The organism is Leptothrix mechoopdaensis (SeqCode) (genome assembly GCF_053893855.1).
Genome location: NZ_CM132699.1, coordinates 3540125 through 3566135 on the forward strand (window position 1 = coordinate 3540125; position 26011 = coordinate 3566135).

At 70.2% G+C, this 26011-nt stretch carries 25 protein-coding genes; 17 read left to right on the forward strand and 8 right to left on the reverse strand.

Annotated features, from left to right (window positions below; genetic code table 11):
* Positions 1 to 9: 9 nt before the first annotated feature.
* The gene (locus tag ACWA7K_RS15275) at positions 10 to 639 is read right to left on the reverse strand and encodes a PilN domain-containing protein (protein ID WP_456162253.1); all 630 of its coding nucleotides are present in this window, start codon (positions 637 to 639) and stop codon (positions 10 to 12) included.
* Positions 636 to 1715: a pilus assembly protein PilM gene (locus ACWA7K_RS15280; protein WP_456162254.1), complete on the reverse strand. Its 1080-nt coding sequence runs from the start codon at positions 1713 to 1715 to the stop codon at positions 636 to 638. Before ACWA7K_RS15280 ends, ACWA7K_RS15275 begins: the two co-directional genes overlap by 4 nt.
* A 283-nt stretch (positions 1716 to 1998) precedes the next feature.
* Between ACWA7K_RS15280 and ACWA7K_RS15285 the strand changes: the two genes are divergently transcribed.
* Entirely contained in the window at positions 1999 to 4362 is a 2364-nt protein-coding gene (locus ACWA7K_RS15285) for a penicillin-binding protein 1A (protein WP_456162255.1), read from the forward strand.
* A 1-nt stretch (position 4363) separates the two neighbouring features.
* Here the strand turns inward: ACWA7K_RS15285 and cyaY are convergent, their stop codons facing one another.
* Positions 4364 to 4729 carry an iron donor protein CyaY gene (gene cyaY, locus ACWA7K_RS15290; RefSeq protein ID WP_456162256.1) on the reverse strand — a complete coding sequence of 122 codons (366 nt, stop codon included), beginning with the start codon at positions 4727 to 4729 and terminating at the stop codon, positions 4364 to 4366.
* A gap of 19 nt (positions 4730 to 4748) precedes the next feature.
* Between cyaY and lptM the strand changes: the two genes are divergently transcribed.
* On the forward strand, positions 4749 to 4973 hold the full coding sequence (gene lptM, locus ACWA7K_RS15295; protein WP_456162257.1) for an LPS translocon maturation chaperone LptM: 225 nt from the start codon (positions 4749 to 4751) through the stop codon (positions 4971 to 4973).
* The gene (lysA, locus tag ACWA7K_RS15300; protein WP_456162258.1) at positions 4970 to 6244 is read left to right on the forward strand and encodes a diaminopimelate decarboxylase; all 1275 of its coding nucleotides are present in this window, start codon (positions 4970 to 4972) and stop codon (positions 6242 to 6244) included. The genes lptM and lysA overlap by 4 nt, the downstream gene beginning before the upstream one ends.
* 15 nt (positions 6245 to 6259) lie before the next feature.
* On the opposite strand, the gene ACWA7K_RS15305 is transcribed toward lysA, so the two are convergent.
* From ACWA7K_RS15305 to ACWA7K_RS15315, 3 genes are all read right to left on the reverse strand, one after another.
* Positions 6260 to 6934: a DUF3047 domain-containing protein gene (locus tag ACWA7K_RS15305; RefSeq protein ID WP_456210181.1), complete on the reverse strand. Its 675-nt coding sequence runs from the start codon at positions 6932 to 6934 to the stop codon at positions 6260 to 6262.
* Positions 6935 to 7224: 290 nt separating this feature from the next.
* Positions 7225 to 8475 (reverse strand): porin, encoded by a 1251-nt coding sequence (locus ACWA7K_RS15310; RefSeq protein WP_456162260.1) that lies wholly within the window; start codon positions 8473 to 8475, stop codon positions 7225 to 7227.
* 182 nt (positions 8476 to 8657) lie between these two features.
* Positions 8658 to 9698, reverse strand: a complete 1041-nt coding sequence (locus tag ACWA7K_RS15315; protein WP_456162261.1) for a porin — start codon at positions 9696 to 9698, stop codon at positions 8658 to 8660.
* A gap of 268 nt (positions 9699 to 9966) precedes the next feature.
* On the opposite strand from ACWA7K_RS15315, the gene coq7 reads away from it, so the two are divergent.
* Positions 9967 to 10623, forward strand: coding sequence for a 2-polyprenyl-3-methyl-6-methoxy-1,4-benzoquinone monooxygenase (gene coq7, locus ACWA7K_RS15320; RefSeq protein WP_456162262.1), 657 nt, complete (start codon positions 9967 to 9969; stop codon positions 10621 to 10623).
* 21 nt (positions 10624 to 10644) lie between these two features.
* Here coq7 and ACWA7K_RS15325 read toward each other — a convergent pair whose 3' ends face one another.
* Complete coding sequence (locus ACWA7K_RS15325; protein WP_456162263.1) at positions 10645 to 11070, reverse strand: OsmC family protein; 426 nt, start codon at positions 11068 to 11070, stop codon at positions 10645 to 10647.
* Positions 11071 to 11492: 422 nt separating this feature from the next.
* Between ACWA7K_RS15325 and ilvA the strand changes: the two genes are divergently transcribed.
* Together ilvA and ACWA7K_RS15335 are read left to right on the forward strand one after the other, a co-directional pair.
* Positions 11493 to 13124: a threonine ammonia-lyase, biosynthetic gene (ilvA, locus tag ACWA7K_RS15330; protein WP_456162264.1), complete on the forward strand. Its 1632-nt coding sequence runs from the start codon at positions 11493 to 11495 to the stop codon at positions 13122 to 13124.
* A 72-nt stretch (positions 13125 to 13196) separates the two neighbouring features.
* Entirely contained in the window at positions 13197 to 14276 is a 1080-nt protein-coding gene (locus ACWA7K_RS15335; RefSeq protein WP_456162265.1) for a nicotinate-nucleotide--dimethylbenzimidazole phosphoribosyltransferase, read from the forward strand.
* 21 nt (positions 14277 to 14297) lie between these two features.
* On the opposite strand, the gene ACWA7K_RS15340 is transcribed toward ACWA7K_RS15335, so the two are convergent.
* The gene (locus tag ACWA7K_RS15340) at positions 14298 to 14924 is read right to left on the reverse strand and encodes a hypothetical protein (RefSeq protein WP_456162266.1); all 627 of its coding nucleotides are present in this window, start codon (positions 14922 to 14924) and stop codon (positions 14298 to 14300) included.
* A gap of 56 nt (positions 14925 to 14980) precedes the next feature.
* Here ACWA7K_RS15340 and gspG point away from each other — a divergent pair, with 56 nt between their 5' ends.
* The 11 genes from gspG to gspF all read left to right on the forward strand — a co-directional run bounded on the left by gspG (position 14981) and on the right by gspF (position 26011).
* The gene (gene gspG / locus ACWA7K_RS15345) at positions 14981 to 15430 is read left to right on the forward strand and encodes a type II secretion system major pseudopilin GspG (protein WP_456162267.1); all 450 of its coding nucleotides are present in this window, start codon (positions 14981 to 14983) and stop codon (positions 15428 to 15430) included.
* Positions 15431 to 15454: 24 nt separating this feature from the next.
* Positions 15455 to 15979, forward strand: a complete 525-nt coding sequence (locus tag ACWA7K_RS15350; protein ID WP_456162268.1) for a pilus assembly FimT family protein — start codon at positions 15455 to 15457, stop codon at positions 15977 to 15979.
* Positions 15963 to 16352, forward strand: coding sequence for a type II secretion system minor pseudopilin GspI (gene gspI / locus ACWA7K_RS15355; protein WP_456162269.1), 390 nt, complete (start codon positions 15963 to 15965; stop codon positions 16350 to 16352). The genes ACWA7K_RS15350 and gspI overlap by 17 nt, the downstream gene beginning before the upstream one ends.
* Positions 16353 to 16354: 2 nt before the next feature.
* Positions 16355 to 17062, forward strand: a complete 708-nt coding sequence (locus ACWA7K_RS15360) for a PulJ/GspJ family protein (RefSeq protein ID WP_456162270.1) — start codon at positions 16355 to 16357, stop codon at positions 17060 to 17062.
* Complete coding sequence (gspK, locus tag ACWA7K_RS15365; RefSeq protein ID WP_456162271.1) at positions 17059 to 18066, forward strand: type II secretion system minor pseudopilin GspK; 1008 nt, start codon at positions 17059 to 17061, stop codon at positions 18064 to 18066. Before ACWA7K_RS15360 ends, gspK begins: the two co-directional genes overlap by 4 nt.
* Before the next feature lie 73 nt (positions 18067 to 18139).
* The gene (gene gspL / locus ACWA7K_RS15370; protein ID WP_456162272.1) at positions 18140 to 19438 is read left to right on the forward strand and encodes a type II secretion system protein GspL; all 1299 of its coding nucleotides are present in this window, start codon (positions 18140 to 18142) and stop codon (positions 19436 to 19438) included.
* Positions 19435 to 20004 carry a type II secretion system protein GspM gene (gene gspM / locus ACWA7K_RS15375; protein ID WP_456162273.1) on the forward strand — a complete coding sequence of 190 codons (570 nt, stop codon included), beginning with the start codon at positions 19435 to 19437 and terminating at the stop codon, positions 20002 to 20004. The genes gspL and gspM overlap by 4 nt, the downstream gene beginning before the upstream one ends.
* A gap of 23 nt (positions 20005 to 20027) precedes the next feature.
* Positions 20028 to 21026, forward strand: a complete 999-nt coding sequence (gene gspN, locus ACWA7K_RS15380; RefSeq protein ID WP_456162274.1) for a type II secretion system protein N — start codon at positions 20028 to 20030, stop codon at positions 21024 to 21026.
* A gap of 2 nt (positions 21027 to 21028) precedes the next feature.
* Positions 21029 to 23347: a type II secretion system secretin GspD gene (gspD, locus tag ACWA7K_RS15385; RefSeq protein WP_456210183.1), complete on the forward strand. Its 2319-nt coding sequence runs from the start codon at positions 21029 to 21031 to the stop codon at positions 23345 to 23347.
* Positions 23348 to 23360: 13 nt separating this feature from the next.
* The gene (gene gspE / locus ACWA7K_RS15390) at positions 23361 to 24776 is read left to right on the forward strand and encodes a type II secretion system ATPase GspE (protein ID WP_456162276.1); all 1416 of its coding nucleotides are present in this window, start codon (positions 23361 to 23363) and stop codon (positions 24774 to 24776) included.
* 11 nt (positions 24777 to 24787) lie between these two features.
* Entirely contained in the window at positions 24788 to 26011 is a 1224-nt protein-coding gene (gspF, locus tag ACWA7K_RS15395; protein WP_456162277.1) for a type II secretion system inner membrane protein GspF, read from the forward strand.

A 26011-nucleotide genomic window follows, 5' to 3' on the forward strand; every position in this document is an offset into this window, starting at 1 on the left:
GTGTCTCCCTCAGGACGCCGAGGCCGCACGGGCCGGCGCCGAAGCCGCCTCGCCGGCACGCGGGACCGCATCGAGGTCCTGCGGCCGCTTGAGGGTCAGGCGGATCGCGAAGTCGAACAGGCGCTTCGGGTCGCGCACGCCGGCCGCCTGGGCGCTGGCGCGGATCTCGACCAGCTCGGGCCGCTCCAGCCAGGCCGAGTTGTAGGCCGTGTTGCGCAGGAACTCCGAGACCCGCTCGTTGGTCTGGGCCACGCCGGTCACCGCGACGGCCTGCCCTTCCTGCCGCACCGAGGTCAGGTAGACGCCCTCGGGGGTGCGGCCGGCCAGCTCGTTGAGCAGGTGCACGGGCATGTTGCGGTCGATCTGGAAGTCCTCGACGACCTTCTGGCGCGCCTTCAGCGCCTCGATCTCGGACTTCAGCGACGCGATGTCCTTGATCTGCACCTCCAGCCGCCGGATCTCGGTCTGCAGGAACTCGTTGCGGGACTGCTGGGCCCGCATCATCTCCATCAGCGCGAGATACCAGATGCCCGCCATCAGCAGGCCGACGATGCCCGCCAGGACCATGCCGGCGTAGAAGGCCTGCTTGCGGCGCCGCCGCCGCTCTTCGCGGTGGGGCAGGAGGTTGATGAGGATCATTGCAGGAACCTCCGCATGGCCAGCCCGCATGCGGTCAGGTAGGCAGGCGACTCGCGCCGGAGCTTGGACTCGCGAACGGAGCCGCCGAGCTTCATGCCCTCGAAGGGGTTGACCACCATCGACGCGAAGCCGGTCAGCTCGGTGACGCGGTCCTTCAGGCCGGGCAGCGTGGCCGTGCCGCCCGACAGCATCACGTAGTGGACGCGGTGGTGCGGCGTGCTGGTGAAGAAGTACTGCAGCGCCCGGCCGATCTCCTGCGACAGGCTGTCGACGAAGGGGGCGAGCAGCGAGCTCTCGTAGTCCTCGGGCAGGTCGCCGGCCAGCTTCTTGGTCTCGGCCTCCTCGAAGGACAGGCCGTACTGGCGCGAGATCAGCTGCGTCAGCTGGGCACCACCGAAGGCCTGGTCGCGGTCGTAGAGGATCTCGTTGTCGCGCAGCACCTTCAGGCTGGTGGTGTCGGCGCCGATCTCGAACAGCGCGACCAGCGCGTCACGGCCCTCGTTGGGGAGCGCCGCGATGACCCGGCCGATCGCCATGCGCGAGGCGTTCGACTCGATGTCGAGCACCACCGGCTTGAGCCCGGCCGCCTCGGCCAGACCCTGGCGGTCCTGCACGCGGTCCTTGCGCGATGCGGCGATCAGCACCTCGACATCGCCGACCTGGTCGGGACTCGGGCCGATCACGCAGAAATCGAGGCTGACCTCGTCGAGAGAGAACGGGATGTACTGGTTCGCCTCGGCCTCGACCTGGATCTCCATCTCCTCTTCCCGCAGACCGCCGGGCAGGATGATCTTCTTGGTGATCACCGAGGACTGCGGCATCGCCATCGCGACGTTCTTGGTCTTGGTGCCGCTCTTGAGAACGACGCGGCGAACCGCCTCGGCGATCTCGTCGAACTTCTCGATCTGGCCGTCGGTGATCCAGCCCTTCTCGAAAGATTCGCTGGCAAAACGTTCGACCACATATTCGCCGGAGGCGGTCTGCCCCAGCTCGACGAGCTTGACGCCTGAAGAGCTGATGTCCAGTCCGATCAGCGACGCATGCTTGCGACCCAAAAGGATGTCGAGAACACTCACGCGCTTCCCCAATGACGGCACATCCACCTGTGGCGGACTGTTAATAACTTACTTCAATGCTATCAACAAAGTAGTTGACGCACAAAGATTTTTCCGGTTTTCGGGTCTGTCCCGAGTTGCGCCACACCGACGCCACCGAGCCAACCCAAGCGGTGTGAAGATTGTCACGTCCTGCCCACGAAACCAAGCGTGAGAAGCGTATCGCGACACGGTCAATTCGGGGCTTGACCGCTTCCTATAATCGCGCTCCCCTGCCAGTCCAGCCCCTTTCCGGGGCGCCTCCATGAGCGAATCCGCGCCTGCCTCGTCGTCCGCCAACGCAGCCCCGGCGGGCGTGCGCCGAGGCTCCACCTGGAGCCTGCCGCTGCGCGTGCTGGCCTGGACGGCCGGCCTGATCGGCGGCGGCGCGCTGGTCGTGGCGATGCTGCTGGGCATCGCGCTGGCCACGGCCTACCCGAACCTGCCCGAGATCCGCAGCCTGGTCGATTACCGGCCGAAACTGCCGATGCGCATCTACTCGGTCGAAGGCACGCTGCTCGGCGAGTTCGGCGAGGAGCGCCGCAGCTACCTGACGATCGACGAGATCCCGAAGGTGATGCAGGACGCGGTGCTGTCGATCGAGGACTCGCGCTTCTACGAACACGGCGGCATCGACTACCGGGGCGCGCTGCGGGCGGCGATCGGCAACCTGCGCGAGGTCCGCAGCCAGGGCGCCTCGACCATCACGATGCAGGTCGCGCGCAACTTCTACCTGTCGACCGAGAAGACGCTGACGCGCAAGATCTACGAGATCCTGCTGTCGTTCAAGATCGAGGCGGCGCTGAGCAAGCGCCAGATCCTCGAGGTCTACATGAACCAGATCTACCTCGGTCACCGCGCCTACGGCTTCGCGGCGGCCAGCGAGATCTACTTCGGCAAGCCGCTCAAGGACGTGACGATCGCCGAGGCCGCGATGCTGGCCGGCCTGCCCAAGGCGCCGTCGGCCTACAACCCGCTGAGCAACCGCCAGCGCGCCGAGCAGCGTCAGCGCTACATCGTCGAGCGCATGCGCGAGAACGGCTACATCACCGACGCCCAGCGCGAGCAGGCACTGGCCCAGGTGCTGCGCTACCACGCCCCGCGCGACAGCACCTCGCACGCCGAATACGTCGCCGAGGCGGCCCGTCAGCTGGTCCACGCCCAGTACGGCGACGACGCCTACACCCGCGGCCTGAACGTCTACCTGTCGATCCGGGCCGGCGACCAGAACGCGGCCTACAAGGCGCTGCGCCGGACCATCCTGGACTTCGAGCGCCGCAAGCCCTATCGCGGCCCGGAGGCGACCGTCGACCTGCCGTCCGACAAGCGTTCGCTCGATACCCGCGTGGCCGAGGCGCTGGAAGACCATCCGGACAACGACGACCTGCTGGCCGCCGTCGTGATCGAGGCCAGCACGAAGAAGGTCGTGGCGATGCTGCAGACCGGCGACACGATCGAGGTCACCGGCGAAGGCCTGCGCAACGTCGCCGGTGCACTGGGCAGCAACGCGCAGCCGCAGGTCCAGATCCGCCCGGGCGCGGTGATCCGGGTCATGCAGGACGCCAAGAAGGCCTGGTCGATCGGCCAGCTGCCGCAGGTCGAAGGCGCCTTCGTGTCGATCGACCCGAACACCGGCGAGATCCGGGCGATGGTCGGCGGCTTCGACTACCTCAAGAACAAGTTCAACCACGTGACGCAGGCCTGGCGCCAGCCGGGGTCGAGCTTCAAGCCGTTCATCTACTCGGCCGCGCTGGAAAAGGGGATCGGTCCGAGCACCATCGTCGACGACGCCCCGCTGTTCTTCGACGCCGACGCCACCGGCAGCCAGCCCTGGGAGCCGAAGAACTACGACGGCACGTTCGAAGGCCCGATGCCGCTGCGCAAGGCGCTGGCCAAGTCGAAGAACATGGTCTCGATCCGCGTGCTGCAGGCGATCGGCCCGGACTACGCGCAGCAGTGGATCAGCCGGTTCGGCTTCGAGGCCGAGAAACATCCGGCCTACCTGACGATGGCGCTCGGTTCGGGCACGGTCACGCCACTGCAGCTGGCCTCGGGCTATTCGGTCTTCGCCAACGGCGGCTACCGGGTCGCGCCGATGCTGATCAACCGCATCACCGACAACCGCGGCAAGGTCCTGAGCCAGACCCAGCCGGTACCGCTGGACGAGTCGATGCGGGCAATCGACGCCCGCAACGCCTTCATGATGAGCAGCCTGCTGCAGGAGGTGACGCGCAGCGGCACGGCGGCACGCGCCCAGGCCACGCTGAAGCGGCCCGACCTGTACGGCAAGACCGGCACGACCAACGACTCGAACGACGCCTGGTTCGCCGGCTACCAGCCCGGCCTGGTGGCGGTGGTGTGGATCGGCTACGACCAGCCGCGCAAGCTGGGCGACCGCGAGACCGGTGGCGGCCTGGCCCTGCCGGCCTGGATCGACTACATGTCCTACGCACTGCGCAACGTGCCGGTCGCCGAGATCGCGCCGACGCCGGGCCTGTTGCAGTTCAACGGCGACTGGGCCTACGAGGAGAACGGGGCCACCGTGAACCGCCTCGAGGACGGCCCGCACAGCGCAGGAGCCGCAGCGTCCGAAGAGCGCCGCAGCATCCTGGACCTGTTCCGCAACTGAGTCAGGCCGGCTCGAAGCGCAGCGCCTTGCCGGCCTGCGCGCTGGCCTGGATCGACAGCAGCTCGAAGAACTCGGCGCCCGTGCGGGTGTCGAGCCAGCGGCCGTCGACATGGCGGAAGTGGTAGCCACCGGCCCGCGCCGCCAGCCAGATCTCCTGCAGCGGCGGCTGGGTGTTGATGACCAGCTTGCTGCCGCCCGGCATGGCCAGTTCGAGCAGGCCGCCGGTGCGATGGGCGTCGATGTCGACCACGTCCTCGTCCAGCCAGCGATCGACGCAAGCCTCGATCGCCGCGAGCACGGCGGCCGATCGGCTGCGGTAGTCGGCATCGCTCAGCGGCGTGGCGGCAGGGACGGTCGGCAAGGTCATGGTCGGTAGAATTCCGTTGATGTTTTCAAGACGTCGAACAAGGCTTCAGACGAGTTTAGCGCCGGGGTTCCGGGGCTCGATTCGCCCCGCCGGACTGCCCCTGGCGACCGTGTTGGCAGCCGTCGCGCTGCTCGCCGGCTGCGGCCAGAAGGGCCCGCTGCAACGGCCTTCGGACGCGGCAGCCGCTGCGGCCGCCGCAGCCTCCACCCCCACCCGATCCAACGCTCCCCGATCCGCACCATGACCCTCCCCGGCGCTCCCTACCTGTCCCGTCGCGACGGCCAGCTCCAGCTTGAGGACGTCGCGCTCGACGCGCTGGCACGCGAGTTCGGCACGCCCCTCTACGTCTATTCGCAGGCCTCGATGCTGGGGGCGCTGGCGGGCTACCAGCGCGCGCTGGCGGGCCGTCCGCACCTGGTCTGCTACGCGATGAAGGCCAACTCGAACCTGGCCGTGCTGCAGACCTTCGCGCGCGCCGGCTGCGGCTTCGACATCGTCTCCGGCGGCGAACTGCAGCGCGTGATCGCGGCCGGTGGCGACGTCGGCAAGGTCGTGTTCTCGGGCGTCGGCAAGACCCGCGCCGAGATGAAGCTGGCGCTGGAAGCCGGCGTGCGCTGCTTCAACGTCGAGAGCGAGCCGGAGCTGGACGCGCTGTCGGCCGTGGCCGTTTCGCTCGGCCGCGTCGCGCCGGTCAGCCTGCGCGTCAACCCGGACGTCGACGCCGGCACGCACCCCTACATCTCCACCGGCCTGAAGGGCAACAAGTTTGGCGTGGCGCACCAGCGCGCCGTCGAGGTCTACCGCCACGCGGCCTCGTTGCCCGGCCTGGCGGTGCGCGGCATCGACTGCCACATCGGCTCGCAGCTGACCGAGGTCGCGCCCTTCATCGACGCGCTCGATCGTGTGCTGGACCTGGTCGAGGCGATCGAGGCCGCCGGCATCCCCATCCACCACCTGGACCTCGGTGGCGGCCTGGGCATCACCTACACCGACGAGACGCCGCCGACGGCCGATGCGCTGCTGGGCGCGCTGCTCGCGCGCATCGACGCGCGCGGCCACGGCCACCGCGAACTGGTGTTCGAGCCGGGCCGCTCGCTGGTCGGCAATGCCGGCGTGCTGCTGACCGAGGTGCTGTACCTGAAGCCGGGCGAGACCAAGAACTTCTGCATCGTCGACGCCGCCATGAACGACCTAGCGCGACCGGCGATGTACGAGGCCTGGATGGGCATCGTGCCCTGCGTCGAACGCGCCGGTGCCGAGGCGCCGACCTGGGACGTCGTCGGACCGGTCTGCGAATCCGGCGACTGGCTCGGCCGTGACCGCGCGCTGGCGGTGCAACCCGGCGACACGCTGGCGATCGTCTCGGCCGGTGCCTACGGCATGTCGATGGCCAGCAACTACAACACCCGCGGCCGCGCCGCCGAGGTGATCGTCAGGGGCGGTCAGGCCCGACTGGTGCGCGAGCGGGAAACCGCCGCCCAGCAGTTCGCTGGCGAGCGGCTGCTCGAGGACTGACGTTCGGCAAACCCGTCAGAACAGTGGCTGGCCCTTCGGGCCGGTCAGCCGGATCGGGCCGTACCAGGCCTCGCTGCGGCTCTGGGTGTTGTCGGCGTCGGTCATGACGGCCACGCCGATCAGCGCGCCGGGCTCCTCGCCATAGAGGCGGCGGTAGTCGGCGGCGACGTCGCGCTGGTACTCCAGCCAGCGCTTCAGGCGCGACGGGCCGGATTCCAGCACCAGCTTGCGCACGCGGTCGGTACGCGCCGCGTGGATCACGCTGTCGACCGGCGCGCGGTTGTCCCACACGTACATCAGCGTCGCGTAGGGCGGGCGTTCGCCGGTGAGTGTCTCGGCCAGATCGAACAGCATGCGGTCGCGCATGCCGAGCCGGGTGTGGTCGCCGTCGAAGGCCAGCACGATGCGCACCGGTGCGTCCTCGGCATCGCGGTCGCTCAGGTCGGCGTCGGTGATCAGGCCGGGCACCTTCCAGCTGAAGCGCAACTGGCCCAGGTCCGCCGGCGCCACATGGACCTTGCGTCGCCACATGCTGGCCGAGCGGTCGGCGCTGGCATGCAGGCAGGCGCGGCCGGCGTCGTCGGCAGGCACATAACGGGTGACACGCTTGCCGGGCAGCGGCACGCCTTGCCAGTCCGGCCCGAAGCCTGCCGCCAGCGCGGCGTCGACCGTCACGGGCGCTTCGGTCACGTCCCGCCCGACGGGAGGGGTCGACGCGCAGCCCGTGAGGAAGGCGGCCAGCAGTCCGGTGGCGACAACGGACACCGGGCGGCGTTGCGCCGGAAACAAGGACCAGAAATGGGGCAAGGACAAGGACAAGGCGGATCCGGTGCGTAGGTTCGTCGGGCGCGAGCATCGGGCAGGCGCAGCGACACCGCCAACGGGGCAGAACCCGAAGACGTCGACATGGCGCGACAAAAAGGGCCGCACGAGGCGGCCCTGGTTCAGGCGGCGGTCACGGCGACCACCGGTTCGAAGGATCAGAAACGATGGCGCACGCCGATCGCGACGTTGTTCGAATCCGTGCCGGCCGTCTTCGTGAAACCACCCAGGAAGCCGGCGCCGCCAGGAGCGGCCTGCGCCAGCGGCTTGTTGTTGAAGCGCGCGAGCACGAGGTTGACGTCGGTGCGCTTGGACAGCGCATAGGTCCAGGCCACGCCGTAGGACGTGGTGTCGGCGTCCGCCGCGCGGCGGTCGTCCATCAGGCTGTAGGACACCACCGAGGTCAGCTGGCCGACGGTCAGCGTGTAGCCGACGTTGAAGAGCCTCGCATCCTGCTTCAGCGCGGTGATGAAGGCACCCTGCACCAGCGCGGCCTGGCCGGCGGTCGCGCCACCGGCGATCAGGGCGGCGGGGATGGTCGACAGGCCGCTCGGGTGCTCGTCCTTGATGGACCCGGTCATGCCCGACAGCGTGCCCGGGCCGACGGCCAGCGTCCCGCCAAACACGGCGGTCTTCAGGCTGGTCTCGCCCAGTTCGTTGTTGCGCACGTTGTAGCCACCGCCGACGGACCATCCGTCGGCCTTGTAGATCGCGTTGATCGCCTTGAGCCGGTTGGCGTTCGACGGCGTGGCGCCATCGAAGGTGACCATCGCCGCAGCGGACAGGCCGTCAAGCTGGATGCGGTAGGCCACGGCGTTGTCGACCCGGATGTCGACGCCGGACGGCACCGCGCTGACCTGGCCGGCCGACAGGCTGGACTGGGTCTTGAGCGCGTCGAAGGTGGCGAACACCTCGTAGGCCGGCGTGTACTGGCGACCGGCCAGGATGCCGCCCACCGGGGTCACGAGGCCGATGAAGGCCTGGCGATCCCAGAAGCCGTTGCGCAGGTTCACGCCGATGGTCGACCCGACGGTGCTGGCCACGCCGGTGACGGCACCCTGAAGGGCGCCCGGCAGGCCGAGCAGTGCCGCGTCGCTGAGCCGGTCCGGCGCCTGCGAGCCCGATTGCGGCCGGTTGCTGACGGTGCCGTTGTTGGCCTCCAGCCGGCTCTCCAGCACGAACAGGGTGCGCCAGCCGCCGCCGATGTCCTCGTTGCCGCGCACACCCAGGCGCGAACCGTCCATCACCCCGCTGACCAGACGGGTGTTGCCCGACTTGATCCCGCTGACGTAGTTCAGGCCGGCATCGACCACGCCGTAGAGTTCAACCGACGAGGTCGCCGGGGTCTGCGCCGATGCGGCACCGCAGGCGCCGGCCAGCGCGGTCAGGGCGAGGATCTTCTTGGACATCCGAGTCTCCGGGTTTGAATAGAACGACCGTACTATTTTGTACAGGCCTGAGGCACTTGGATCGGCCTCGTTGTCGCGCGGACACGCAGGCTTTCCCTAGCGGCACGCCCGAACATGAAAAAAGCCGCCCCGAGGGGCGGCTTCCGATTCAGCTCAGGCCGAAGCCGTGATCGACAGGTCGATCAGAACTTGTGCCAGATGCCGATGTCGGCGGTCGGCTTGCGAGCGGCCGTGCCTTCAGCAGCGGTGGCCGTCAGCTTGTTGGTCACTTCGATGTCCGAACCGCTGGTCTTGCCGATGCTGGTGTAGAACTGGGTGCGCTTGGACAGGTTGTATTCCAGACCCACGCCGACCTTCTTGGCGCTGCCGGTGGCGGCGGCGTCGTCACGGTTCATGATGCGATAGCCGACCTTGTAGGTCACGTCGCCCACGGGGATGCGCGCGCTGAACGTCAGGCGCTTGTCCTTCGTGCCGGCGGCGTTGGTGTCGCTGCGCTCGTACTGGGTGAACAGCAGAGCCGCGCCCAGGTCGTACTTGGCGTACAGGCCGGTGGTCTTCTTGTCGTTGTCGTTGCGGTCCGTGGCGGCACCGACGGCGGCCGGGCCGAAGGTGTAGACAGCGCCGAAGCCACGCGGGGCGACGGTGTTGGTCTGGTTGGTGTCACCCAGGCGGCGAGCTTGCGCAGCGTGGATCACCAGGCCACCCAGGCTGGCCGAGCGAACGTAGATCGCCTGGTTCGAGCGCAGGTTGGCTTGCGCCGGGTTCGCGCCACGGCCGTCAGCGTGGACAGCGGCCGCGCCGTCGCCACCGCTCCAGGCTTCGAAGCCACCGTTGATTTCCTGGTCGGGCATCAGGATGCGGCCCAGACGGACGTCGCCGATGTCGTTGTTCTTCAGGCCCAGGAAGGCATTGCGATAGAACTGCTGGCCGTTCACGTCGTCGCTGGCGTTGCCAACGGTCGTGGTGTTGGCGCCGTTCTGGGTGCCGCTCTGGATGTTGAAGCGGTGGTTCAGCGTGAAGAACGCGCTGTTGCCGTTGCCCAGGTCTTCAACGCCCGAGAAGGTCAGGGCGTTGCGCGACGAACCTGCACCCTTCAGACCGGTGACACCAGCGGTACGGTTCAGGCCGGCGTCCAGGGAGCCCGACAGGGTCACCGACGACTGGGCCGAAGCCACACCAGCAAACGCGCTCAGCACGGCGAGGGCGATCAGGGACTTTTTCATCAAGAATCTCCTAGGGGGACAGGATTGAGGAACCGCAATGCTTCAGGGTTGAAACTTCTTTACCTTCAGCGGCTGCGGCGAACCTCCTTGTTGGAAGGTGTCATGATTCCAACAGACGCTGGAACGCCTTGCCAAGCCGTAGTCTCCACAAGCAGGGACTTGCGTTGCCCGAGTGCAACACGCGATTTCATCACGCCGTGGGTCCGACTCAAATAGGCCGCGCGCAAGATGACTCCTTGATGTAACCCACCGCATAAGCTCATTCACGATGCAAACAAGCGACACCCTGGATCGCGTCCTCGCGACGGTCGACATCGGCCTGCGCACGGTGTGGGGTCATCACCACGCGCAACGTGCCCGCCCGCAGCCGGATGTCGTTTCCGAAGCATCGGGAAACGAGCCGGAGACGATGACCGAGGCCGAGCGCGCGCTCGCCGGTGCGCTGATGCGCGTCAACCATGTCGGCGAGGTCTGCGCCCAGGCGCTCTACAACGCCCAGGCACTGGCCACGTCGGATCGTGAGTTGCGGGACCACTTCGACGCGGCGGCGGCCGACGAGGTCGATCACCTGGCCTGGACCGAGCAGCGCATCCGCGAACTCGGCACGCGGCCATCGGTGCTGAACCCGCTCTGGTATGCCGGCGCCTTCGCGATCGGGCTGGCGGCCGGGCGCATGGGCCGCCGCGCCAGCCTGGGCTTCGTGATCGAGACCGAACGCCAGGTCGAACAGCACCTGCAGAGTCACCTCGACCGCCTGCCCGCCCAGGACCTCAGCTCGCAGGCGATCGTCACGCAGATGCGCGACGACGAGGCGCGTCATGCCACCGAAGCAGCCGACGCCGGCGGTCTGCGCCCGCCCCCGCCGGTGCGCTGGCTGATGCGGGCGGCCGCGAAGGTCATGACGACGGCCGCGCACCGCATCTGAACGGGACGACCTCGGCTCCGGTCAGGCCTCGTTGACGACCTCGACCTTGACCTCGATCTCGGCCGTCCTGGCCAGCATCGCGGTCGCCGAGCAGTACTTGTCGTGCGACATCTGGACGGCCCGCTGCACGGCGGTCTCGGGCAGGTTCCTGCCGGTCACGATGAAGGTCATGACGATGCGGGTGAAGACCTTCGGGTCGACCTCGGCCCGATCGGCCTGGACCTGCACCTTGCAGCCGCTGATGGCATGACGGCCACGCTTGAGGATCAGCACGACGTCATAGGCCGCGCAGGCTCCGGCGCCGGCCAGCAGCGTCTCCATCGGCCGCGGCGCCAGGTTGCGGCCGCCGCCCTCGGGCGCGCCGTCCATCGTCAGCAGGTGTCCGCTGCCGGTTTCGGCGGAAAAGGCCATGCCGTTGGACGGCATCCAGTTGATCGTGCATTCCATGGTGGTCGGTCGGCGACGGGCGCCAAGCATCGGTTGATCGGTCAGGGCGGCGGATTGTCACTCCGTCACATCGTTGTCTAACCCATACGGGCGGACCGTGCCGGACGTCATGTCTTGCGCGTCGATCAGGCAAGGGAATTCGTCGTTCTACGTTGCAACGCACCATGACGCCCGCATAGAATCGATCCCAAGGAAAAGAAGCGGCCAGTCACCAAAAAGTCAATCAAGTACTGCCCGCATGTCGGCTCGTCCCGACAGGTTCCACAAGTTGTCTCCTCCACCCTCCTCAAAAGGTGGATTAAGCCCAAGACCCCCGGTCTTGGGCTTTTTTTATGTCTGTTCGTGCCCATGATCCGGTCAGCAGGGCGCGGAAGGGGGTCACTTATGATCATCGCCCCCCTAGATCCGCCGCTGCCCCGCCCATGCCTTCCGCGCGCAAGACCCCTGCCTCAAAGACCCCCGCTCCGTCCGCCAAGGTGAGGTCCGCCAAGGAAACGCCCGCCAAAGAATCGCCCGCCAAGGCCCAGGCCGCCAAGGTCGCGCTGGCCAGCACCTACCTGCAGCGCATCCTGAACGCGAAGGTCTACGACGTCGCGCACGAGACCGAGCTGATGCCGGCGCAGAACCTGTCCGCGCGACTCGGCAACCGCGTGCTGCTCAAGCGCGAGGACAACCAGCCGGTCTTCAGCTTCAAGCTGCGCGGGGCCTACAACAAGATGGCCCACCTGACGCCCGAGCAGCTCGCGCGCGGCGTGATCTGCGCCTCGGCCGGCAACCACGCCCAGGGCGTCGCGCTCGGCGGCCAGCGGCTGGGCTGCCGCGCGGTCATCGTCATGCCGACGACCACGCCGACCGTCAAGGTCGACGCGGTGCGCGCACGTGGCGGCGAGGTCGTGCTGCACGGCGAAAGCTACTCCGACGCCTACGACCACGCGCTGGGCGTGGCGCGCGAGCAGGGCCTGACCTTCGTGCACCCGTTCGATGACCCGGACGTCATCGCCGGCCAGGGCACCATCGGCATGGAGATCCTGCGCCAGCATCAGGGCCCCATCCACGCGGTCTTCGTGGCGATTGGCGGCGGCGGCCTGATCTCGGGCGTGGCGGCCTACCTGAAGGCGGTGCGCCCGGAGATCAAGGTGATCGGCGTGCACACGCACGACTCCGACGCGATGGCCCGCTCGGTCGAGGCCGGCAAGCGGGTCCGGCTGGCCGATGTCGGCCTGTTCGCCGACGGCACCGCCGTCAAGCAGGTCGGCGAGGAGACCTTCCGGCTCGCCCGCGTGCTGGTCGACGACTACATCCGGGTCGACACCGACGCGGTCTGCGCCGCGATGAAGGACGTGTTCCAGGACACCCGCTCGGTGCTGGAACCCTCCGGCGCGCTGGGCGTGGCGGCGGTCAAGCAGTACGTCGAGCGCACCGGCATCCGCGGCGAGACGCTGGTGGCCATCACCTGCGGCGCCAACATGAACTTCGACCGCCTGCGCTTCGTCGCCGAGCGGGCCGAGTTCGGCGAAGCCCGCGAGGCACTGTTCGCCGTGACGATCCCCGAGGAACGTGGCTCGTTCAAGCGCTTCTGCGAGCTGATCGGCCCGCGCAGCGTGACCGAGTTCAACTACCGCATCTCGGACGAGCGCCAGGCCCACATCTTCGTCGGCCTGAGCCTGAGCAAGCCGGGCGAGTCGGCCGAGATCGCCACGCTGTTCGCGCGCAATGGCTTCAGCGCGATCGACCTGAGCCACGACGAGCTGGCGGCCGACCACATCCGCCACCTCGTCGGCGGTCACTCGCCGCTGGCGGCCGACGAGCGGCTGTTCCGCTTCGTCTTCCCCGAGCGTCCGGGCGCGCTGATGCGCTTCCTGTCCAGCATGCACCCGGGCTGGAACATCAGCCTGTTCCACTACCGCAACCAGGGCGCCGACTACGGCCGGATCCTGGTGGGCATCCAGGTGCCGAAGTCGGACCGGACAAAGTTCCGCCAATTCCTGGACACCCTCGCCTATCCCTGCGTCGAGGAAACCGACAACCCGGTGTACCGTCTCTTTCTGCGCTGATCCGGCCGCTCCGGGCCGCCCGCGCACCGGTCGCGGCCCGTCGCGATCCGACCTGTCGACCCGAGACGAGCCATGTTCACCGAGACCCCGCCGCTGGTCGCTCCCACCACGCGACCCTCGCTGCAGCAGGCGTTGCAGCTGAGGCTGCAGCGCCGTTCGGCGCTGGGCGGGCACATGGGCGAACTCGAACCGCTGGCGATCCGGCTGGGCCTGATCCAGAACGCGCTGCGGCCTCGGCTGCGCCAGCCGCAGCTGGTGGTGTTCGCCGGTGATCACGGGCTGGCGGTCGACGTCTCGTCGCCGCAGCACCGCAGCACGGCGCAGACCGTCGACGACATCGTCAGCAACCGCGTCCCGCTGCCGGTGCTGGCACATCGACAGGGGCTGACGCTGACGCTGGTCGACAGCGGCCTGAGCACGCCGCTGCGGGTCCAGCCCGGCGTGCTGGCGCGCAAGATCGCGCACGGCACGCGCAACTGCCGGGTCGCCCAGGCGATGACGCTGGAGCAGCTGCATTCGGCCATCCGCGCCGGCATGGAGATCGCCGACGCGCTGCCGGGCAACGTGCTCGGCTGTGCCGGCATCGGCATCGGGTCGGTCGAGGCGGCCGGGCTGCTGATCTCGCGCATCACGGGCCTGCAGCTGCGCACCATCCTCAACGCCGGCGACCGCATGCCGTCGATGACGCTGGAACACCTGATGGTGGTGCTGCAGGCGGCCCAGACCCGGCACAGCCAGGTCGAGGATCCGGTCGAGGCACTGGCGGCCTACGGCGGCTTCGAGACCGCGATGATGGTCGGCGCGCTGCTGAAGGCGGCCGAGAAGCGTCACCTGATCCTGATCGACGGCATCGTGGCCTGCGCCGCGCTGATCGTCGCGACGCACATCGCCGGGCCGGTGGCCGACTACTGCGTGTTCTGCCGCAGCACCGACCACGCCGGGCTGGATGCCGTGCTCGGCGGCTTCAAGAGCACCGCGCTGCTGACGTTGGGCATGGACAGCATCGACGGCACCGGCATCGCGGTGAGCTGGCCGCTGGTGGCCAGCGCGGCCTCGTTGCTGTGCGATGTCGCCGATGGCCCGGAACCGGTCGTGCTGACCGACGAGGCGCCGGATTCGGCGCGCGACTTCATCCACCTGCCCGAACGCTGAGTGCCGGGCCTGGACCCGGCCTCAGCGCAGGGTGGCCGGCGGCGGTTCGTTGACCGGCTGGGCGGCCTGGCCTTCGAGTTGCGGCACCACCGGCGGCGCCGGGTTGAATCCCGGCTGCGGGGCCTGCATCGCCGGCGCGAGCGGCGCGGCCGGGTTGAATGCCGGCTGCGCAGCGGGTACGGCCGCACCGGCAGGCGGTGACAGCTGACCGGTCTGCGGCGCGTTCGGCAAGGGCAGGTCGAGCACCGCGACGGGCGCGCCGCCGGCCGGGCCGACCTCGACCTGGCGCTGGCTCACCGACTTGACCACCCAGCCCGGCGCCACCTCGCCACCGACGGCGATCATGCGGGCCGGCAGGCCGTCGACCGACAGCATGGCCCAGCCACGATCGGCGCCACTGGCCCCGGCGACCACGCCGAGCAGCCGCAGCCGGCTCGCCGCTGCCGTCTGCTGCGGGGCTGCCGTGCCGTCGGGTTCGGACGGATTTGCAAACAATCGCAAGATGTCGCCGCGCGCGGACTGGTCCGCGCCGACGGTCCGCACCTGGTCGGGCAGGCCTTGAGGCTGCACGCCGAGACGCAAACCCCAGAAAACGAGGCTGCCCGCGAGGAGCGCCCAGACCAGCCAAGCCGTGGTACGTGCTGCCATGATCCGACCATTATGATGGACGGCTCCCCAGACGACGGACCCACCCGAACGCCGCGATGACAGCCCCGCTCCAGAAGTTCACGACCGCCCGCCACGCCATCCGGCGCGGCTTCACCCTGATCGAGCTGATGGTGGTGCTGGTCATCATCGGCGTGCTGGCCGCGCTGGTCGTGCCCAACGTGCTGGACCGCGCCGACGACGCCCGCGTCACGGCCGCTCGCACCGACATCGGCAACCTGATGCAGGCACTCAAGCTCTACAAGCTCGACAACCAGCGCTACCCGACCGGCGAACAGGGCCTGCAGGCGCTCGTGGCACGTCCGTCGGCCGGTCCCAATCCGCCGAACTGGAAGCCGTATCTGGAGAAGCTGCCCAACGACCCGTGGGGCCGCCCCTACCAGTTCGCCAACCCCGGCGTGAAGGGCGAGATCGACGTGTTCTCCCTCGGCGCCGACGGTCAGCCCGGCGGCGAAGGCAAGGATGCCGACCTCGGCTCCTGGCAGTGATCGCCCGTCGATGAGCCTTCGGCCGTGAGCCCCCTCGGCGCGACGCCGCGCGCGAAGGCGAGCCACGGCTTCACCCTGCTGGAACTGCTGATCGTGGTCGCGCTGATCGCGGTCGCCAGCGCGGTCGCCAGCCTCGCCCTGCCCGACCCGGCCAGCACGCGGCTCGAACAGGAAGCCGCCCGGCTGGCGACGCTGCTCGAAGCCGGACGGGCCCAGTCGCGGGCCCTCGGCCTGCCGGTGCGATGGGCCCCCGGGCCGGCGCCGGGCCGCGAGCCGAGGGTCTCGGCCGCCGACCTCGCCGCGCCGCCCGACGCCTTCCACTTCGAAGGCCTGCCCGACAACCACGGCCTGCCGCTGCGCTGGATGACGGCTGGCGCCGATGCGCCGCAGGTCGAGCTGCCCGAAGGCCGCACGTCGATCCCGCTCGGCCCCGAGCCGGTGATCGGCGTCCAGCGCGTGGTGCTGCACCTCGGCGATCGCCGCGCCCTGGTCGCCAGCGACGGCATCGGCCCCTTCCGCGTGATCCACGACGATGTCGCGAAACCCTGAACGCGCCACCTCGCGTCCGGCCGCTCGGGGCCTGACGCTGATCGAGGTGCTGGTCGCGCTCGCGATCGTCGCGATCACGCTGGCGGCCGGCCTGAAGGCATCGGCCGCGCTGACCGCCAACACGCAGCGCCTGGCCGACGTGCTGGCCGCGCAGTGGTGCGCCGACAACCTGCTGACCGAGCTGCGCCTGACGCGCCAGTTCCCCGCCGTGGGCGACACCGACTTCGTCTGCGAACAGCTGGGCGAGGGCTACCGCGGCCAGCTGGTGGTGCGGCCCACACCCAACCCGAACTTCCGCCGCGTCGACGCGCGCGTGGCCGACCTGCAGGGCCAGCCGATCCTGCAGCTGACGACCATCCTGCCGAGGCAATGACGATGCAGCGCCGGTCCCTCACGCCTCGATCACTGCGTCGATCACCACCCCGAACCCCGCCCCGCGGCTTCACGCTGGTCGAGGTGCTGGTCTCGCTGTTCATCCTCGCGCTGATGGCGGGCATGGCCTGGCAGGGCGTCGACATGGTCATGCGCAGCCGCGAGACCGTGCAGGCGCGCATGGACGGCCTGTTGCGGCTGCAGTCGGTGATGGGCCAGTGGGAGGCTGACCTCGGCAACGTGCTCGACACCCAGCAGGTGCCGGGCCTGAACTTCGACGGCGCGACGCTGCGGCTGACCCGCCGCAACGACGACGGCGTGCAGGTGGTCGCCTGGACGCTGCGCGGCGGCAAGCTGGTGCGCTGGACCACGCCGACGCTGCGCGACGCCGACGCGCTGCAGGACGGCTGGCTGCGCAGCTACCAGCTGCTCGGCAACGAGGCCGGCACGCTGACGATGTTCGAGCGGGTCTCGCGCTGGCAGGTGCATGTCTTCCTCAACAGCAGCAACGCCTGGAGCAACGCGCAGTCCAGCGGCGACGTCGCCAGCGACAAGGCCGACAAGCCCGAAAAACCCGACAAGCCCAAGAGCAGCCTCGTCGCCGGACAGCGCGAGACGCTGCCCGACGGCGTGCGGCTGATGCTGACCTTCGGCGACGGCGCGGCCCATGCCGGCACGCTGCAACGCGACCTGCGGCTGGTGCATCCATGAACGCGTCGATTCGACCGGCTCCGCAGCCTCAACGTCAACGTGGTGCCGCCCTGCTGACCGCGATGATCATCGTCACGCTGATCGCGACGCTGGCCGCCGGCATGGTCTGGCAGCAATGGGTTGCCGTGCAGGTCGAGGCGGCCGAGCGCAGTCAGGCACAGGCGCGCTGGATCCTCAACGGCGCGCTGGACTGGGCCCGGCTGATCCTGCGCGAGGACCAGCGCACCAGCGACGTCGACCACCTCGGCGAGCCCTGGTCGGTGCCGCTGGCCGAGGCCAAGCTGTCGACCTTCCTGGCCGCCGACCGCAACAACAACGCCGACGACGGCAGTGCGCCGGAGGCCTATCTGTCGGGTGTCATCCGCGACGCCCAGGGCCGCTACAACCTGCGCAACCTGGTGCGCGAAGGCAAGGTGCAGCCGGTCGAGCTGAAGACGCTCGAACGGCTGTGCCAGCTGCTGGGACTGCCGGCCTCGCTGGGTCTGCAGATCGGCGACGCGATGCGCCAGGCGATGCCGGGCACGACGGTCGAGATCACCGGCATGGAGGACAACCGCCGCCGCACCCCGCTGCTGCCCGCCGGCGTCGAGGATCTCGGCTGGCTGGGCCTGAACCCGGCCACCGTCCAGCGGCTGGCGCCCTTCGTCAGCTGGCTGCCGGTCAACACGCCCGTCAATCTCAACACCGCGCCGCGCGAGGTCATCGCCGCCGTGGTGCCGGGCGTCGACCTGGCCGGCGCCGAGCGGCTGACCCAGGCCCGCCTGCGCAAGCACCTGCAGACGGTCGAGGATGCCCGCGAGATCCTCGGCCCGGAGGCCGCGCTGGACACCCAGCGCATGAGCGTCAACACCCGTTTCTTCGAGGTCGACGGCACGATGCGGCTGGACACGCTGGTGGTCAGCCAGCGCTCGCTGCTGGAGCGCAACGCGCAGACCCGCGACGTGCGCGTGCTGCGCTCGGTGCGCATCGATCCGGCAACAGTTCGCACGTCACTCCAGCAATGAAGCGCAACCCCCTGATTCAGCGGGACTTCCGGACCTCGGCACCTACAATCGAACGACGTTTTTCCAGATCCCCATGAGCCTGCTGATCCTTCCCCTGCCTCCGAGGGCCCGCCTGCTGGCCGGGGCCACCTCGGGCCATGCGGAAGGTCACCAAAACCCAGGCGAAGGCTGGCGCTACCTGCTGAGCCCGGACGCCCGCAGCGTCGGCGCCGAAGGCCGTGCCCCGACCGCCCTGCTGCCGGCGGCCACCAGCACGGTGCTGGTGTGTGCGCCGGGCGATGTCAGCTTCCACCGCATCACCGTGCCGCGTGCGCCGGCCGCCCGCATGGACGGCGCCTTGCGCGGGCTGCTGGAAGAGCGGGTGCTCGACGACATCGACGGCCTGCATCTCGCGCTCGAACCCGGTGCCCAGCCGGGCGCCGAGGCCTGGGTCGCGGTGCTGGACGCCGCCACGCTGAAGTCCGCGATCGAGCAGCTCGAATCGGCCGGCCGTCCGGTCGACCGGGTGGTGCCGGCGCAAGTGCCTTCACGCGATGCGGCCGACGTCGCGACGCTCGACGTCGCCAGCATCCACACCGGCCTCGACGACGGTGCCGACCGCCACGACGGCCGCGCCTGGGTCACCCTTGACCATGCCGGCGGCCTGCTCGCCTGGCCCTGGAACGCGGCGGCCGGCAAGCCCGGCGCGCTGACCCAGGCGCTGCTGCCCGATCCGCTGCCCGCCGACCTGACCTGCAGCGCCAGCCCGTCGCTGGTGCAGGCCACCGAGGCCTGGCTCGGCCGCGCGGTCGCCGTGCGCACGCCGGCCCAGCGCCTGCTCGCCGCCGTCCAGGGCGACTGGAACCTGCGCCAGTTCGCGCTGGCACCGCGCCACCGTGGCGCCACCGTGCTGCGTGACGCCCTGACCCGCCTGCGCAGCCCCGCCTGGCGCCCGGTCCGCTGGGGGCTGGCCGGTCTGATCGGCGTGCAGCTGCTCGGCCTGAACGCCTGGGCCTGGCAGCAGCGCAGCGAGCTGGCCGATCGCAAGGAACGCATGACCCAGCTGCTGCGCAGCGCCCACCCGCAGGTCCGCGCGATCCTGGATGCGCCGGTCCAGATGCGGCGCGAGAACGAGACGCTGCGGGCCGCTGCCGGCAAGGCCGGTGACACCGACCTCGAACCGATGCTGCAGGCCGTCGCCAGCGCCTGGCCCGACAAGGTGCCGGTCCAGACGCTGCGCTTCGAGAACGCCCGCCTGACGCTGGCCGCCCCGCAGCTGGGCGACGACGAGATCGCGCAGATCCGCAACCGCCTGCAGCCGGCCGGCTGGCGGCTCGAAGGCAATGCCGGTGCGCTGAGCCTGACCCGCGCGCCCGCAGGAACCGCACCATGAGCCGCCCGATCAGCCGCCCCACCAGCCACCCGATGAACCGCGACGCCATGCAAGCGACCCGGCTGGCGCCGCTCACCGCCGCCCTGGCCCCCCATCTGGTGCCGCTGCAGGCCCGCTGGGCCGGCCTGGCGCCACGCGAGCGCCGGATGCTCGGATGGGCCGCTGCCGCTGTCGCCCTGCTGGTGGTCTGGCAGATCGCGATCCAGCCGGCGATCCGCACGCTGAACACCGTGCCGGCCCAGCGTGCCGCGCTGGATGCCCAGCTGGCCGAGATGCAGCTGCTGGCGCAGGAAGCCCGCGAGCTGCGGGCCCTGCCGCCCGTCTCGCCCGAACAGGCCGAAGCCGCCTTGCGTGCCGCCGTGACGCGCCTGGGCGCCAACGCCCGTCTGCAGATGACCGGCGACCGCGCCACCGTCGCGCTGACCGGCATCGACCCGGCCACGCTGACCGGCTGGCTGGCCGAGGTTCGCGGCGCCGCCCGCGCCCGCGTCGTCGAACTGCAGCTCAGCCGGACCGGCGGCCTGTACGGCGGCAGCGTCGTGCTGGCGCTGGGTCGACCGGCCTGACGCCGCCACGGCAAAGACACGACATGGCGCGCCCGTCCACCTCTTCCTCGCTGTCGCAACGGGCCCTGCGCGCGTTGCGTCGCCAGCCGACGGCGGCGATGGCCGGCCTGCCGTCGGCCTTCGGCGTCGCGGCTCCGGGGCATCGCCTGGCCGCCCTGAAACGCGAGCGGGAAGCCGCCGCCGCCGAACGCCAGCCGCGCCGCTGGGCGATCTGGGGGGCGGTCTGCGGCACCTTGCTGACGGCCGTGGCCTTCGCGCCGGCGCGCTGGCTGGCCGACGCGGTCGCACTGGCCACGCGCGATCAGGTCCAGTTGGCCGACGCACGCGGCACGGTCTGGTCCGGTGACGCGATGCTGGTGCTGGGCGCCGGTGCCGGCAGTCGCGAAGCCCGCGCCCTGCCTGGCCGGCTGGCCTGGACGCTGCGCCCGACGCTGGCCGACGGCGCCGGCCTGGCGCTGGACCTGCAACAGGACTGCTGCATCCACGGCATCGCGCAGCTGCGCGTGCTGCCCGGCTGGGGCCGCCTGCGGGTGCAGGTGCTGGGCCTGGACACGCGCGGCGCGCCGGCCGCGCCCGAGCCCGACGGCACGACCTGGCTGGCCCAATGGCCGGCCGCCTGGCTGGTCGGCCTGGGCACGCCCTGGAACACCCTGCAACCCGGCGGCGCCTTGCGCCTCAGCACCCGCGGGCTGCGGCTCGAATGGGCGGCCGGCCGCTTCTCGATGGAAGGCCAGGCCACCGTCGAGCTGCGCGACTTCTCGTCCCGGCTCACCACGCTGCCGCGCCTGGGCAGCTACCGCGTCGACGTCAGCGCCGACCCGGCCCAGGCCGGCACCGCCCAGGTCGGCCTGAGCACGATCGACGGCGCACTGCTGCTGTCCGGACAAGGCAGCTGGAGCGCCAGCGGCCTGCGCCTGCGTGGCGAGGCCCGTGCGGCCGAAGCCGACCAGGACGCGCTCAGCAACCTGCTCAACATCATCGGACGGCGCGACGGCGCACGCTCCCTGCTCTCGATCGGATGACCATGACGCTGCGTCCCGCTCCGGCCGCAAACCGCCCGACCCGGCGGACCTCCTTGCCACGTCCGATGCCGGCCTTGTGCGCGACGCTGCTGGCGCTCGCGCAACTCGCTCCGGCGCTGATGCCGCTGGCCGCCGCGCAGGCCAAGAAGCCGCCCGCAGCCGTCGGCAATGCCGCCACGCTGGGCGCACCGGCATCGGCCGCCGCCGCCGCGCCCCCTGCGGCCGGGACCGAAGGCCCGTTCAAGTGCCGCGCCTCGGCGCCGAACCGCTATTGCCTGAACTTCCCGAACGCCGAGATCGACGACATCTCGCGCGCGCTGGCCTCGATCCTCAAGCGCCAGATCGTGGTCGACCCACGCGTCAAGGGCACGATGCGGCTCTACAGCGACCAGGAGCTGACCCAGCGCGAGGTCTTCCTGAACTACCTGTCGGCGCTGCGCGGCATGGGCTTCGCGGTGGTCGAGTCGGGTGGCCTGCTCAAGGTCGTCCCGGAGGCCGAGGCCAAGCTGCAGAGCGGCACCGTCTCGGTCGGCTCGGTGGTCGGTCGCGGTGACCAGATCCTGACCCAGGTCTTCCGCATCCAGCACGAGAACGCCAACAACCTGGTGACGGTGCTGCGCCCGCTGATCACGCCGAACAACACGATCAACGCCAACCCGGGCAACAACAGCCTTGTCATCACCGACTACGCCGACAACCTGCAGCGGCTGGCCAAGATCATCTCGGCGCTCGATGTGCCGGCGCACACCGGGCTGGAGGTCTTCCCGCTGCAGCACGCGCTGGCGTCCGACCTGGCGCCGATCGTGCAGCGCTTCGCCGATGGCGGCGGCGCGGCAGGAGCCGCTGGCGCGCCGGGCACGACCGGCGTGTCGGTGGTGGCCGATCCGCGCACCAACGCGCTGCTGATCCGCGCCCCCAACCCGGCCCGGCTGGCCGCCGTGATCGCGGTGATCGACAAGCTCGACCGTCCGTCGGCCACGGGCGGCCCGGCCGGCAACATCTATGTCGTCTACCTGAAGAACGCCGATGCGGTGAAGCTGGCCCAGGTGCTGCGCGCGGCCTACGGCGCCGGCGCCGGTACGGGGGCAGGCGGTGGCGGCGGCGCAGCGGGTGGCACGGGCGCGGCCCTGCCGGGTCAGGGCCAGACGCTGGCGACGGCCGGTGGCAACAACGCCGCCTCGCCGCAGGCCACCTCACCGGTCGCGGCGGCGGCCAGCCCGTCGACCGGCGGCTTCATCCAGGCCGACCCGGCCACCAACTCGCTGATCATCAGCGCGCCCGAACCGGTCTACCGCCAGCTGCGCGGCGTGATCGACCAGCTCGATGCCCGCCGCGCGCAGGTCTATGTCGAGTCGATGATCGTCAAGATGGACGCGACCCAGGCGGCCGAGTTCGGCTTCCAGTGGCAGACGCTGCTGGGCAGCAAGGGCGACAAGTACGGCGTGGCCGTCGGCACCAACTACTCGGCCACGGCCGGGGCCGGCTCGAACATCGTCAACCTGTCGCTGGCGGCGGCCACCAACACGACGCCGTCGCTCGGCACCGGCCTGAACGTGGGCCTGTTCAAGGCCATCAACGGCGTCTACACGCTCGGCGCGCTGGCCCGTTTCCTGGAGTCCAACACCGGCGCCAACATCCTGTCGACGCCCAACCTGGTCTCGCTGGACAACGAGGAAGCCAAGATCGTCATCGGCCAGAACGTGCCCTTCGTGACCGGCACCTTCACCAACACCGGCACCGGCACCGGCGCGACCAACCCGTTCCAGACCATCGAGCGCAAGGACGTCGGCCTGACGCTGCGGGTCAAGCCGCAGATCGGCGAGAACGGCACCGTGCGCATGGTGATCTTCCAGGAGAACTCGACCGTCACCTCGGTCTCGTCGACCGCCGGCCCGACCACCGACAAGAGCTCGATCGAGACCACCGTCGTGGTCGACGACGGCCAGATCATGGTGCTCGGCGGCCTGCTGAAGGACGACTTCGGCGACAACGAGGAAAAGGTGCCCGGCCTGGCCAGCATCCCGCTGATCGGCAACCTGTTCCGCTCCGAGAAGCGCCAGCGCACCAAGAGCAACCTGCTGGTGTTCCTGCGCCCGGTCGTGATGCGGACCCAGGAGGACGCCAACGCGCTGACGCTCGACCGCTACGACGCGATCCGGGCCCAGCAGCAGAACGGCCAGCCCAAGCCGTCGGTGATCGGTGACGTCAACGACTCGGTGGTGATCCCCGAGATCCGCCGCCCCGGCGCCGCCGGCAGTGCGCCGGCCGCCCCCGCCACGCCGGCCCCGGCCGACTGGGGCAAGCCGGCCACCGGCCGCTGAGCGGGGCCGCGACATGCGCCACCCGCTGCCCTACGCCTGGGCCAAGGCCCAGCGCATCCTGCTGGAAGACGACGGCGAGCGCCTGGTGCTGTGGGCAGATGCGGCGGTCGACCGCAGCGCGCTGGCCGAGGTCCAGCGCCTCTACGCGATCGACGCGCTCGAGCTGGAGCCGCCCGAGTCGCTGGCCCGGCGCATCGCGGCGGCCTATGCCGGCGGCGAGTCGAGCGCGGCGGCGGTCGTCGGCGAGGTCGAGAGCGCCGTCGACCTGAGCCGCATGCTGCAGGACCTGCCGGCGGTCGAGGACCTGCTCGAAGCGAGCAACGACGCGCCCATCATCCGGATGCTCAACGCGCTGCTGACGCAGGCCGCCAAGGACGGCGCCAGCGACATCCACATCGAGCCCTACGAACGCAGCAGCGCCGTGCGCTTCCGCGTCGACGGCACGCTGCGCGAGGTGGTGCAGCCCAACAAGGCGCTGCACGCCGCGCTGATCTCGCGCCTGAAGATCATGGCCGAGCTGGACATCGCCGAGAAACGCCTGCCGCAGGACGGCCGCATCTCGCTGCGGATCGGCGGCCGCGCCATCGACGTGCGGGTGTCGACCCTGCCCGGCGTGCACGGCGAACGCGCGGTGCTGCGCCTGCTGGACAAGGGCGAGGCCAAGTTCTCGCTGGCCGGCCTGGGCATGGAAGGTGACACGCTGGCGCGTTTCCAGCGCCTGATCGCCCAGCCGCACGGCATCGTGCTGGTGACCGGCCCGACCGGCTCGGGCAAGACGACCACGCTTTACGCCGGCCTGGCCGAGGTCGACACCAGCACGACCAACGTGCTGACGGTCGAGGACCCGGTCGAATACGAGCTGCCCGGCATCGGCCAGACCCAGGTCAACGCCCGCATCGACCTGACCTTCGCCAAGGCCCTGCGCGCCATCCTGCGGCAGGACCCGGACGTCATCATGATCGGCGAGATCCGCGACCACGAGACCGCGCAGATCGCGGTGCAGGCCTCGCTGACCGGTCACCTGGTGCTCGCCACGCTGCACACCAACGACGCGCCGAGCGCCGTCACGCGGCTGACCGACATGGGCATCGAGCCCTTCCTGCTCAGCTCCAGCCTGATCGGCGTGCTGGCCCAGCGGCTGGTGCGCAAGCTGTGCACCGATTGCCGCCGCCAGGACGACCGCGGCCGCTGGCACGCGGTCGGCTGCGAGGCCTGCGGCCGCACCGGCTACCGTGGCCGGACCGGCATCTACGAGCTGATGGTGGCCGACGACAAGGTGCGCGCGCTGGTCCACAACCGGGCGGCCGAATCGCAGCTGTTCGTCGCCGCCGAACAGGGCGGCATGAAGACGATGCGCGAGGACGGCATGCGGCTGGTCGAAGCCGGCATCACGTCGAGCGAAGAACTTCTGCGCGTCACGCGGGAATGACCGACTGAGCCATGCCCGCCTACCGCTTTGAAGCCCTCGACGCTGACGGCAAGACCCAGACCGGCCTGCTGGACGGCGACAACGCCAAGGCGGTGCGCTCGATGCTGCGCGCCCGTGCGCTGGTGCCGATGGACGTGCAGCCGGTCGCCGGCCAGGAAGGCTCGGGCGCGCAAGGTGGCGCGGCGCTGGGTGGCAAGCGGGTGTTCACGTCGACCACGCTGGCGATCTGGACCCGCCAGCTCGCCGGCCTGGTCGCCGCCGGGCTGCCGCTCGAACGGGCCCTGACCGCGCTGGCCGACGAGGCCGAGGAACCGCGCCAGGCCGAGCTGCTCGCGCACCTGCGCGCCGAGGTCAACGCCGGTTCGACCTTCGCCCGCGCGCTGGCCACCGCGCCGCGCGAGTTCGACGACATCTACCGCGCCGTCGTCTCGGCCGGCGAACAGACCGGCCAGCTCGGCCTGGTGCTGGAGAAGCTGGCCGATGACCTCGAAGAACGCCAGGCGCTGAAGGCCAAGCTGATCGGCGCGGCGCTCTACCCGGCGATCGTCTCGCTGGTCGCCATCGTCATCGTCGTCTTCCTGGTCACCTACGTGGTGCCGCAGGTCGCCCAGGTCTTCGTCGGCGGCAAGCGGGCGCTGCCGTGGCTGACCAGCGCGATGCTGGGCATCAGCGCCTTCCTGCGCAGCTGGGGCTGGCTGCTGCTGCTGGCCGTCGGTGGCGCGGTCGGCCTGCTCGGCGTGATGCGCCGCAACCCGGCCACGCGCGAACGGCTCGATGCCGGCTTCCTGACCCTGCCGCTGCTGGGCAAGCTCGCGCGCGGCTACAACGCGGCCCGCTTCGCCGGCACGCTGGCGATGCTGGCCGGCGCGGGCGTGCCCATCCTCAAGGCCCTGCAGGCCGCCGCCGAGACGCTGTCCAACGAGGCCATGCGCGCCGATGCGCTCGACGCGCTGGCGCAGGTCCGCGAAGGCGCGCCGCTGGCCTCCGCGCTGGCCGCCAAGAAGCGTTTCCCCGGCCTGCTGTCGATGTTCGCCCGCCTGGGCGAACAGACCGGCGAGCTGCCGCAGATGCTGCAGCGCGCCGCGACCCAGCTCGGCAACGAGGTCCAGCGCCGCGCGATGCAGACGGCCACCATCCTGGAGCCGCTGCTGATCGTGGTGATGGGCCTGGCCGTGATGCTGATCGTGCTGGCGGTGCTGCTGCCGATCATCCAGCTCAACACCTGGGTGAAGTGA